Genomic DNA, 10,970 nt, shown 5'->3' with positions numbered 1-10,970 from the left:
CATGACCATCCCTGACCAGCTCCAACCCCTCATCGACGAGGAGATCTCGGAGTCCGAGACCAGCCGGGACGCCCCGGCGGCCCAGCGTCGTCGCGGCAGCCTGGTGCACCGGCTCCTGCGGGACAAAAAGGCGATCTTCGGCGCCGTCGTCATCCTGATCTTCGTCCTCCTCGCCCTGCTCGCACCGGTGCTCTTCCCCGGCGATCCGACCAACCCTGTCGCGAGCGGGTCCAACCCGCCGTCACCCCAGTACCTGCTCGGGACCACGGCCAAAGGCGAAGACGTCCTGGCACTGACCTTGTGGGGATCTCGCAGCTCCCTGGCGATCGGATTCGCAGTCGGACTCGTGGCGACCCTGGTCGGCCTGATCGTCGGTCTCGCTTCTGCCTACTTCGGCAAGGCCGTCGACGACGTCCTCTCGGTGGTCACCAACATCTTCCTGCTGATCCCCGGCCTGCCTCTCCTGATCATCCTCGCCGCGTTCCTCCCACCCGGCCCCGGGACGATCGTCCTGGTCCTGGTCGTCACCGGCTGGGCAGGCTCCGCCCGCGTCATCCGGTCCCAGGCCTTGTCCCTCCGCGGTAAGGACTTCATCGACGCCGCCATCGTCACCGGCGAACGACCCGGCTACGTCATGTTCCGAGAGATCCTCCCCAACATGGCCTCCGTGGTGATGAGCACCTTCCTCGCCTGCGTCATCTTCGGCATCGGAGCCCAGGCCGGCCTCGAGTTCCTCGGGCTCGGCGACCTCGCCTCCGTCAGCTGGGGCACCGACCTCTACTGGGCGAACAACGAAGGCGCTCTCATCACCGGCGCCTGGTGGACCTTCGTCCCGGCCGGTACCTGCATCGCCCTCGTGGCGTTCGCGCTGGCGATGATGAACTACGCCGTCGACCAGATCACCAACCCCCGCCTCGCGCGACACAAGAAGGCGAAGAAGGCATGACCACCCAACACGACGGCGTCATCCTCGACGTCCAGAACCTCTCCATCGCCTACGACACCGACGACGGCCAATTCCTCGCTGTCGACGACGTCTCGTTCACCATCGGACGCGGTGAGACCTTCGGCCTCGCAGGCGAGTCCGGCAGCGGCAAGTCCACCATCGCCAATGCCATCCTCGGGCTGCTCGCCGGAGGCAGGGTCACCTCCGGCCGCATCCTGTTCGAGGGCACCGACGTGTCCACGCTGACCGGTGAGAACCTGCGCAACTTCCGCTGGAAGAGTGTGTCGATGGTGTTCCAGAGCGCCATGAATGCTCTCAACCCGGTCATGACCATCGGCGACCAGATCGTCGACGTGTTCACCACCCACACCGACCTCTCCCGCAGCCAGGCCAAAGCCAAAGCCCGCGAGCTGCTGACGCTGGTCGGGATCGACCAGAGCCGGATCAACGCATTCCCGCACCAGCTCTCCGGCGGCATGAGACAGCGCGCCGTCATCGCCACCGCGCTGGCGCTCAACCCAGCGCTGCTGATCATGGACGAGCCAACGACCGCGCTCGATGTCGTGGTCCAGCAGGAGATCATCCAGGAGATCCAGGATCTCCAGGCGAAGCTCGGATTCGCCATCCTGTTCATCACGCATGACCTCTCCCTCATGGTCGAAGTCACCAAGAACCTGGGCGTGATGCGCACAGGCCGACTGTTGGAGATCGGCCCATCGCGGACGGTGTACCGCGACCCGCAGCACCCGTACACGCAGCAACTCATCGCCGCCTTCCCTCCCGTCAGCCGCGGCACCGCCGAGCACAATCCGGCGCGGGGGCCCGAAAGCGGAGACGATCGCGATGTCGTGATCTCGGTGCGTGGGCTCTCCAAGAGCTTCCACCAGGGCGGCCTGTTCTCGCGCAGCGAGAACGTCGCCGTGAACGACGTCAACTTCGACCTCCATACGGGAGAGATCCTCGCCCTCGTCGGTGAATCGGGCAGCGGCAAGAGCACAGTCGCCCGAATGCTGGCACGGCTGGAATCGCCGAGTGCCGGCTCGATCCTGCTCGACGGGACCGACATCCTGCAGTCCGAGCCCAAGCGCGCATCCCGCCGCTACCGCGGCGCGGTCCAGATGGTGTTCCAGGACCCTTTCGGCTCCCTCAACCCCTCCCATCGCATCCGCCACTTCCTGGAGAGGGCCGTCCTGATCCACTCCGGACGGAAGCCGCGCAAGGACATGGACGCCGTACTGGCCGACCTGATGACCTCCGTCGAACTGGATCCCGCGTTCCTCGACCGCTACCCGCACGAACTCTCCGGTGGCCAGCGACAGCGCGTCTCGCTCGCCCGTGCCCTGGCCGCGGAACCGCAGGTGATCCTTGCCGACGAGCCCACCTCGATGCTCGATGTCTCCGTGCGGATGGGGGTGCTGCAGCTGATGAAGAAGCTCCGCGACGAGCGCGGCATCTCCATCCTCTACATCACCCACGACCTCGCATCGGCCCGCTTCATCGCCGACACCACGATCGTCATGCTGCGCGGATCCTTCGTCGAGGGAGGCGCGAGCGGCGTCGTGATGGACAACCCCATCCACCCGTACACCCAGCTTCTGGTCTCCGCGGCCCCCGACCCAGAACGCACCACCCGGTACGAGAAGGACGAGCGCGCGCAGACGCGCGCGACCATCGCTGAGCTCATCGCCAACCGCACGCCCACGGCGTGGGTGAAGGCCGTGAAGACCAGCCCCGACCTCGACCGCACCCGAATCAGCGCCGACCACTGGGTTGCCACCAGCGACCTTCCGGCCACCCAGACCACCTCAGGAGCAACCACGTGACCGACAGCGCCCTCGTGCCCCGCCGCCTCGCATACGACAACGACCCCGCCCGACCGCGCTTCCACTTCGGCGCGCCGACCGGCTGGCTGAACGACCCGAACGGGCTCTCTCAGTGGGAGGGCGCCTACCACCTCTTCTATCAGTTCAATCCCGATGCGCCTCGCCACGCGAACATCCTGTGGGGGCACGCCACCAGCACAGACTTGGTGAACTGGCAGGACCGGCCGATCGCGTTGACCCCCGACGCCGACGGCCCCGACCGCGACGGATGCTGGTCGGGCGTCCTGGTCGACGACGACGGCGTGCCGACCATTGTCTACTCCGGTCACGCCGGCGACGTCCAGCTGCCCTGTCTCGCCATCGGCGACAGCACCCTCGACACGTGGACGAAGGACCCGGCCAATCCGGTGCTCTCCGGCCCCCCTGTCGGGACCGACGTCACCGCCTTCCGGGATCACTGCGTGTGGAGGGAGGGAGACACGTGGTTCCAGCTGATCGGCAGCGGATTCCGCGGCATCGGTGGTGCGGCGCTGCTCTACGAATCGCTGGATCTGCGAAGTTGGACCTATCGCGGCCCGATCCTGGTCGGCAGCGCCTCCGACGCCGAGCCCCTGTGGACCGGCACCATGTGGGAATGCGTCGACCTGTTCGAGCTCGACGGCACCCACATCCTCGTCGTGTCCGTCTGGGACGAAGGCGACACCCACTATCCCATCTACTTCACCGGCAACTACGCCGACGGCGTGTTCACTCCTCAGGAGGCGCGCCCCCTCGACCTCGGGCTGCGCCACTTCTATGCACCTCAGAGCTTCCGCGACGAGAGCGGCCGCCGCATCATCATGGGCTGGATGCAGGAGGGCCGCGACGACCGGCAGACCGGCGAGGCCGGATGGTCCGGAGTCCTCAGCGTCGCCCGCGTGCTCAGCCTGACCCCCTCCGGGAGGCTGCACCACGCTCCGGTCCCCGAGCTCACCGTGATCCGAGCTGCGCACACGAGCGTCGCCGCACAGTCTCTGACCGCCGGTCAGGACATGGTGCTGGATGCCGCCGGAGCCGCCGACCTGGAGCTGGAACTCGCCGTCGAGCCCGGGACCATCGTGCAGGTCGACCTGCTCCGTAGCCCCGATGGCGCCGAGGTCACCAGCCTCACCATCGACGTCGACCGCCGGACGATCGCCCTGGACCGCAGCCGGAGTTCACTCACCCCGACGGACAGCACGCCTCTCGGCGGAGAGATCGAGATCGAAGACGGCGAGCTTCACCTGCGCATCCTGATCGACCGGTCCGCCCTGGAGATCTTCGCCAACGGCACTCCCCTCGCCGCTCGGGTGTACCCCACTCGCCACGATGCCACCGGGATCCGGCTCGCCGGCGTCCGGGGTGACACGCTCGTCCGGCGGTTCGACTTCTGGGAGATGGCGCCAGCCGCCTCCCACAGCGCCGCCTCCCTCTCCCTCACCACCGAACGCTGAATCGAGAAGCCATGCGCTATCGCACACTCGGCACCTCCGGAACCGTCGTCTCCGAACTCGCACTCGGCACGATGACTTTCGGCGCCGAAACCGACGAAACCGAGTCTTGCGCCATCCTGGATCGCTACGTCGACGGGGGTGGCACGTTCGTCGACACCGCCGATGTGTACGCCGGAGGCCGCAGCGAGGAGATCATCGGCCGCTGGATGAAGGCGGAGGCGGCACGGGCAGACCGGGTCGTCCTCACCTCCAAGGCACGATTCCCCACCAGCGATGACCCGAACGACGTCGGAGTGTCGCGACGACACCTCGCGCGCGCACTCGATGCCTCGCTCCGACGCCTCGGCGTCGATCACATCGACCTCTACCAGCTCCACGCCTGGGAACAGGTCACCCCCATTGAGGAGAGCCTGCGCTTCCTCGACGACGCCATCCGTGCCGGGAAGATCGGGTACTACGGGTTCTCCAACTACACCGGCTGGCAGATCGCCACAGCCGCGGGAGTGGCGGCCCGCCACGGCTGGGCACCACCTGTCACCCTCCAACCTCAGTACAACCTCCTCTCGCGCGGCATCGAGCTGGAGATCGTGGACGCGGCCTCGGAAACCGGCCTCGGAATCCTTCCCTGGTCGCCGCTGGCCGGAGGCTGGCTCACCGGCAAGTACCAGCGCGGCGTCCTCCCCACGACCGGCAACCGGTACGCCAAGCCGCAGGACCAGGCGGCCCGCGAGGAACGTGACCGCGACGACCGGGTGTGGGAGATCCTCGACGTCCTCGCGCGCGTCGCTGACTCACATTCAGCCACCCAGGGGCAGATCGCACTCGCCTGGCTTCTCAGCAGGCCCATCGTTACCTCCGTCATCCTCGGTGCCCGCACTCTCGACCAGCTGACGCAGAACCTCCCGGCATCCGAAATCGAGCTGAGCGACACCGAACGGGAAGAACTCGACCGCGTCAGCGCGCCGCGGTTCGACGAGTACCCGTACAGTGGCTGGGCTCGGCAGGACCGGCACCGGCCGCTCGAGGGAGGGCGGTGACCGCCGCGCCCGCGTCCGCCGCTGCGGACGTCCTCGTCATCGGCGAAAGCGTCATGGACATCATCCTGACCCGGGACGAGGAGCTTCATCGTCCCGGCGGCAGCCCGATGAATGTCGCCGTCGGTCTCGCCAAGCTCGGAAACCGTGTCGAACTCCTCACCAACCTCGGAGCTGACCCCGCCGGTCATGCCATCACGCGGCACCTCGAACTGGCCGGTGTCCGTGTTCTGGACGATTCGTACACCGCCGATCCCACCTCCCGCGCCCGCGCCACCCTCGCAGCCGATGGCTCCGCCACCTACGACTTCGACATCGTCTGGCGGCTGCCGGAGACCAGCCTGCGACCGCAGCGCGTCATCCACACCGGCTCGATCGGCGCCATCTTGGAGCCCGGTGCACACCGCGTCCATCGGATCATCGAGAGCCAGCCCCAGGCTCTCATCAGCTTCGACCCGAACATCCGCCCCGGCATCATGGGAACCCCCGACAAGGTCCGCCGGATGGTCGAGGCGACGAGCGCCGTCGCCCACGTCGTCAAGATGAGCGAAGAGGACGCCGAGTGGCTCTACCCCGGCGCTGGCGCTGACGTCGTCTGCCGCGCACTCATCGCCGCCGGCGCACGGCTCGCGATCGTCACCCTGGGCGCGGACGGCAGCATCGTTCACACCCCCGACTTCGCGCTGCGGCTCCCTGCGTTCTCCGCGGTCGTGGCCGACACCGTCGGCGCGGGCGACTCCTTCACCTCCGCGTTGCTGGCCGGGATCATCCGCCGCGACCTCGTCGACACGCTTCGCGAGGCAAGACTCGGCCGAGGAGAGGCGACCGATCTGGCGACGGAGGCAATGGCAGCCGCAGCCATCACGGTGAGCCGGACGGGCGCGAATCCGCCTACCATCGGGGAATTGGAGGCTTATCTCACCGAAGCTGGGAACCACACAGCCGACATCGAGCGCTGAGCACCAGCTCCGCGCTCGGCAACGAAGGCCCACAGCGCTCAAGAAGTGAAAGACAGAGCGAGTGACGGGAATCGAACCCGCGCTATCAGCTTGGGAAGCTGAAGTTCTACCATTGAACTACACTCGCATGGCCTGGAATCCCAGATAAACACTGGGAAGTGAGGCTACGGCCCAGACTACCCGGTCAGTGGTTTTTGGCCAAACTCACCGTTTACTCCCCGCTTTGGGATTTATGCGCGCGGCTGGTCGCCCTCACCGATACGGGGGACGCGGCCTATTGCGGAGTTCTGCGATGCTGATGGGGGCGAAAGCCTTCGCGATTCATACGAGCTGAGGCCGCCGGGCAGCAAGCCGGTCGCCATTGGTCCGGCGGCGCTGGCCTCACCCGGTGGTTGCGCGCAGGATGTCGGCGGGCGCAAGCCAGCCCACGAGGGCGTCGCCGGAGACAACGGGCGCCCCGTCGGTCGCGCCGGCTTCGACGACGCGGTCCAGGACGTCGGCGACGTGGTCGTCGGCGGATACCGTCGACGCGACCTCCATCAGTTCCTCGACGCGGCGATCGGTCGCTGCGTCGTCGGTGCGGACGGCTTCGGTCGCATCGGCCGAGGTGAGGATTCCGACGAAATGGCCGTCGCGATTCACCACCGGGGCGGCTCGGAGGCGCGAGTCCGCGAGCCACGCGATCGCTTCGCGCGCATCCGCGTCGGCCGTGACCGTGGGCGGGGCCGCCGACATCACCGAAGCGACCGTGACGCCCTGGAGTGCCGGAACGGCAGGTGCGGACAGGTCGACTCCTCGACGGCTGAGCTTCCGCGTGTAGATGGTGTCGCGACTGAGCAGCCGCGAGATGCCGGTGGCGACGATGACGGCGAGCAGCAGGGGCAGGATGATCGTGTACTCGCCGGTCAGCTCGAAGAGGATGATCCCGGCCGTAATGGGCGCGCGGGTCGCCCCGGCGAACACGGCGGCCATTCCGACCAGGGCGAATGTCCCGGCCTGCCCGGAGAGACCGGGGATCACCAAACCGATCGCCTCTCCCGCAGCAGCACCGAACGCTGCGCCGATGACGAGGCTGGGCGCGAAGACTCCGCCGGAGCCGCCGATCCCGATGGTGAGGCTGGTCGCGGCCATCTTGGCGACGACGAGCAGCAGCAGGAACGCGATGGTGTACTTCCCCGCGACACTCGCTTCGAGCACCGGGTATCCGACACCGTACAGCTGCGGCATCGCGAACAGCAGCAGGCCGAGGAGGAGGCCGCCGACGGCAGGGCGCAGCCACTCGGGTCCACGCCAGGCCCAATCGCAGACATCTTCGATCAGATAGAGGATCTTGCTGAACAGCACCCCGACCGCGCCGGCGAGCAGCCCGAGGCCGGCGAAGAGAAGGTATTCGCTCGGCTGGCTGACTCGGAAGGCGGGCAGGACGAGGAAGGGGTGGTCGCCGAGGATCGCCCGTCCGACGACGGACGCGGTGATGGAGGAGAGCATCACGGCGGCGAAGGAGCGGGTGGCGAAGTCGCGGAGGATCAGCTCGAGGGCGAAGAAGACGCCGGCGATGGGCGCGTTGAACGCGGCGGCGATACCGCCGGCCGCACCGCAGGCGACGAGGGTGCGCAACTGGGACTCCGACATGCGGGCGATCCGCCCGAGGGTGGAGCCGAGAGCGGAGCCGATCTGCACGATCGGCCCTTCGCGTCCGACCGAACCGCCGGAACCGATGGTGATCGCGGAGGCGAGCGCTTTGACGACCGCGACGCGTCCAGGGATATGGCCGCCGCGTCGTGCCACGGCGTACATCACCTCGGGCACGCCGTGTCCACGGGCCTCCCGGGCGAAGCGGTGCACGAGCGGGCCGTAGATCAGGCCGCCGATGGCGGGGGCGAGGATGACGAACGCGCCGCCGAGCCAGGGCACCCACGGGTTCGCGGGATGCCCGGTGGTGGCGGAGTAGTCGGTCGTGCCGGTGAAGATCAAGGTGGCAGTCTGCACGAGCCAACGGAAGACGACGGCGGCGAGCCCGGCGCCGGCTCCGACCACGACCGCTGCCGCGATCAAGGGTGCGGGCGTCGCGAGGACGCGCCGCCACCAGTGCGTCATGCTGTCACGTGAGCCGTCGACGATTCCACGGATGCTCGTGGTGCTGGCGGACACTGAATTCCAATCGTGTAGAGATGCAACTGTTGCACAAGTGCATCAAAAGCGTAACACTGGAGGCACCATGCAGAATCACGGATTCCCCCACGAGGCCACCGAGGCGACGTTGCGCGCGTCCCGGGCGTTGCTGGGAATCGTCGCCCGGTCCGTGTCCGATGCGCTGGAGCAGGTGACACTGCCGCAGTTCCGCGTGCTCGTCGTGCTCTCCGGCTCCGGCGCGATGAGGATGGGGGCGCTCGCGGCACGGGTCGGGGCCGTGCCGTCGACATTCAGCCGCACGATCGACCGGATGGTGGACGGCGGCTGGGTGCTCCGGCAGGAGAGCCCGCAGAGCAGGCGGGAGATCTTGGTCGATCTCACGGACGATGGCCGCCGGCTCGTGGATCAGGTCACCGAGCGGCGTCGCCGTCAGGTGGCCTCCGTGCTGACGTCGCTCACCGGCGAGGAGCAGCAACAGATCATCGACGCCATGGAGGTCTTCTCCACTGCTGCGGGGGAGCCGACTCCGGAGGACTTGCTGACGCTGGGCCTCTGACCCTGGCCGTGTGGGGACGCGGCCTTCACCCACCAGAAAAGAGATGCGATGGCGGATCCGGATACGGATACGGCCGTAACGCAGGCGAGCGTTCAGAACTCCCTACGTCCGGCCGCTCGATGGAGCGCGGCCCGGGGCTCTACCCGGATCCGGTGTGGTTCGAGGTCGACGATTCCGGTGACCTTCAGGAGGTCGGCGATGAATACGCCTGAGACGAGTAGCGGTCCACGCGCTGTGCTGACCGGTGCCGACATTCTGGGCGCCGCTGCCGCTGCCTTCCTGGTCTTCGGCCCGATCTCGGCGGCGTCGCCGGCACGGGCGTGGCTGGTGGTGGCGTTCTCACTGGTGTATGTGCTGCGGGTGCTCGTCACCACGTATGTGACCGTGCAACGTCCGGTGACCTACGCGGAGGCCGGGCTGGTGGGTGGCTGGATGTTCGTCATCCACGCCACGATGGGGTTCGTCGCCGCGCACGTGAGCGCCGTTCTGGACGGCTGGACAGTGTTGGGCGTCGTCCTCTACGTGTTCGGGTCCTGGATGAACAGCTACTCCGAACTGCAGCGGCGGGCGTGGAAAGCGCGTCCGGAGAACGCCGGGCACCTGTACACACGGGGGCTATTCCGCTGGTGCCGCCACCCCAACTATCTGGGCGACACTCTACTGTTCACTGGTTTCGCGGCTGTCACCGGCTCGTGGGTCGCCTTGATGATCCCGGCGATCATGGCCGCCGGTTTCGTTTTCGCGGCGATCCCAGCTTTGGACCGACGGCTGCAGGAACACTACGGCGAGGAGTTTAGCGCCTGGGCGGCGAAGACGAGGCGGTATATCCCGCTCGTGTGGTGAGGGTAAGGCGGCGAGGAGGTCGTCATGAAGGTGTTGATCGTTGGAGCCGGGATCGCCGGCCCGACATTGGCGTACTGGTTGCGGCGCAGCGGGCACGATCCGGTGCTGCTGGAGTCTGCGCCCGAGTTGCGCCGTGGCGGATACTTGGTCGATTTCTGGGGTGCTGGGTTCGAGGTCGCCGACCGGATGGGCATCGCGGACCGTGTCCAGGCGGCGGGGTACCGGATGCGGGAGGTGCGCGAGGTCGACGAGCGCGGGCGCCGGATCCTGTCGCTGGACCCGGTGAAGCTGATCGGCAGGCACGGGGCCCGTTATGTGAGCGTCGGCCGTTCGGATCTGTCCAGGATCATCGTCGACGCGCTGCCGGACGACGTCCAACAGGTGTTCGGCGACACGGTCGAGGAGCTCCGCGACGAGGGTGACCATGTCGCGGTGCGACTTGCCCACGGCGGCGATCAGCATTTCGACCTGGTGGTCGGCGCCGACGGGCTGCACTCTGCTGTTCGGCGCCTGGCGTTCGGACCCGAGTCGGAGTTCGAGCGCGGTCTGGGCATCGCCGTGGCGGTGTTCGACGTCGCCGGCTACCGGCCGCGGGACGAATTGGTCGCAGTCATGCGCACTCAGGTCGGCGCGCAGACACTGCGGCTGAGTCTGGACGACGACGTGTCGATGTTCGTCTTCACGTTCCGTCACGAGGGTCCGATCCCACTCGATGATGTCGACGCCCAGAAGGCGCTGCTCCGTGACCGGCTGGGCGGGCTCGGCTGGGAGGTGCCCTCGATCCTCGCGACCCTGCCGCGGGCGCGCACGTTCTACTTCGACTCCGCCAGCCAGATCCGGATGCCGTCGTGGAGTCGCGGAAGGATCGTCCTGGTCGGTGATGCCGCCGCCGCGCCATCGCTGTTGGCCGGGCAGGGCACGGCGTTGGCGATGATCGAGGCGTACGTGCTGGCGGCCGAACTGCATGCGGCCGGGGGCGACCACGCCACGGCCTTCGCGGCATACCAGGAGCGGCTGGGCGTGTTCATCGGTTCCAAGCAGCACGGTGCGACCCGGATGGGCGGCGCGTTCGCGCCGCGCACTCGGGCGCTGCTACGGCTGCGGAACACGGTGATGCGGCTGATGACGCTGCCCGGAGTGTCTGACCTCGCGGTCGGCCGCCGCCTGTACGACCGGATCGAGCTGCCCGACTTCCGGCCGTGAA

Annotated in this window: 9 protein-coding genes and 1 tRNA gene; 8 read left to right on the top strand and 2 right to left on the bottom strand. The window is 67.8% G+C overall.

Going from position 1 to position 10,970, the window contains the following annotated elements:
• The first annotated feature begins 1 nt into the window (after window position 1).
• The 5 genes from B7438_RS04050 to B7438_RS04030 are packed head-to-tail and all read left to right on the top strand — an operon-like array spanning window position 2 to window position 6,234.
• Entirely contained in the window at window positions 2–946 is a 945-nt protein-coding gene (locus B7438_RS04050) for an ABC transporter permease (RefSeq protein WP_085368265.1), read from the top strand.
• Window positions 943–2,769: an ABC transporter ATP-binding protein gene (locus B7438_RS04045; RefSeq protein WP_085368264.1), complete on the top strand. Its 1,827-nt coding sequence runs from the start codon at window positions 943–945 to the stop codon at window positions 2,767–2,769. Before B7438_RS04050 ends, B7438_RS04045 begins: the two co-directional genes overlap by 4 nt.
• Window positions 2,766–4,241 carry a glycoside hydrolase family 32 protein gene (locus B7438_RS04040; RefSeq protein WP_085368263.1) on the top strand — a complete coding sequence of 492 codons (1,476 nt, stop codon included), beginning with the start codon at window positions 2,766–2,768 and terminating at the stop codon, window positions 4,239–4,241. The genes B7438_RS04045 and B7438_RS04040 overlap by 4 nt, the downstream gene beginning before the upstream one ends.
• An 11-nt stretch (window positions 4,242–4,252) precedes the next feature.
• On the top strand, window positions 4,253–5,278 hold the full coding sequence (locus B7438_RS04035; protein ID WP_085368262.1) for an aldo/keto reductase: 1,026 nt from the start codon (window positions 4,253–4,255) through the stop codon (window positions 5,276–5,278).
• Complete coding sequence (locus tag B7438_RS04030; protein ID WP_085368261.1) at window positions 5,275–6,234, top strand: PfkB family carbohydrate kinase; 960 nt, start codon at window positions 5,275–5,277, stop codon at window positions 6,232–6,234. The genes B7438_RS04035 and B7438_RS04030 overlap by 4 nt, the downstream gene beginning before the upstream one ends.
• A 56-nt stretch (window positions 6,235–6,290) precedes the next feature.
• Here the strand turns inward: B7438_RS04030 and B7438_RS04025 are convergent.
• Together B7438_RS04025 and B7438_RS04020 are read right to left on the bottom strand one after the other, a co-directional pair.
• A tRNA-Gly gene (locus B7438_RS04025) sits at window positions 6,291–6,361 on the bottom strand.
• Window positions 6,362–6,615: 254 nt separating this feature from the next.
• Window positions 6,616–8,385 (bottom strand): chloride channel protein, encoded by a 1,770-nt coding sequence (locus B7438_RS04020; RefSeq protein WP_218775132.1) that lies wholly within the window; start codon window positions 8,383–8,385, stop codon window positions 6,616–6,618.
• Between the two features lie 67 nt (window positions 8,386–8,452).
• Here B7438_RS04020 and B7438_RS04015 point away from each other — a divergent pair, with 67 nt between their 5' ends.
• From B7438_RS04015 to B7438_RS04005, 3 genes are all read left to right on the top strand, one after another.
• Window positions 8,453–8,923: a MarR family winged helix-turn-helix transcriptional regulator gene (locus B7438_RS04015; protein WP_168690513.1), complete on the top strand. Its 471-nt coding sequence runs from the start codon at window positions 8,453–8,455 to the stop codon at window positions 8,921–8,923.
• Window positions 8,924–9,157: 234 nt separating this feature from the next.
• Complete coding sequence (locus B7438_RS04010; protein WP_179150719.1) at window positions 9,158–9,766, top strand: isoprenylcysteine carboxylmethyltransferase family protein; 609 nt, start codon at window positions 9,158–9,160, stop codon at window positions 9,764–9,766.
• Between the two features lie 24 nt (window positions 9,767–9,790).
• Window positions 9,791–10,969: an FAD-binding domain gene (locus B7438_RS04005; protein WP_085368258.1), complete on the top strand. Its 1,179-nt coding sequence runs from the start codon at window positions 9,791–9,793 to the stop codon at window positions 10,967–10,969.
• The last annotated feature ends 1 nt before the right edge of the window (window position 10,970 follow it).

This window comes from Leifsonia sp. NCR5 (assembly GCF_002105485.1).
Taxonomy (GTDB): domain Bacteria; phylum Actinomycetota; class Actinomycetes; order Actinomycetales; family Microbacteriaceae; genus Leifsonia.
The sequence above is the reverse complement of the archived record's forward strand: the minus strand, read 5'-3'. Positions and strand labels throughout refer to the sequence as shown.

Excerpts from the sequence above, each read along its gene's own strand:
- B7438_RS04050 (WP_085368265.1), top strand. The coding sequence starts at position 2 with ATGACCATCCCTGACCAGCTCCAACCCCTCATCGACGAGGAGATCTCG.
- B7438_RS04045 (WP_085368264.1), top strand. The coding sequence starts at position 943 with ATGACCACCCAACACGACGGCGTCATCCTCGACGTCCAGAACCTCTCC.
- B7438_RS04035 (WP_085368262.1), top strand. The coding sequence starts at position 4,253 with ATGCGCTATCGCACACTCGGCACCTCCGGAACCGTCGTCTCCGAACTC.
- B7438_RS04015 (WP_168690513.1), top strand. The coding sequence starts at position 8,453 with ATGCAGAATCACGGATTCCCCCACGAGGCCACCGAGGCGACGTTGCGC.
- B7438_RS04005 (WP_085368258.1), top strand. The coding sequence starts at position 9,791 with ATGAAGGTGTTGATCGTTGGAGCCGGGATCGCCGGCCCGACATTGGCG.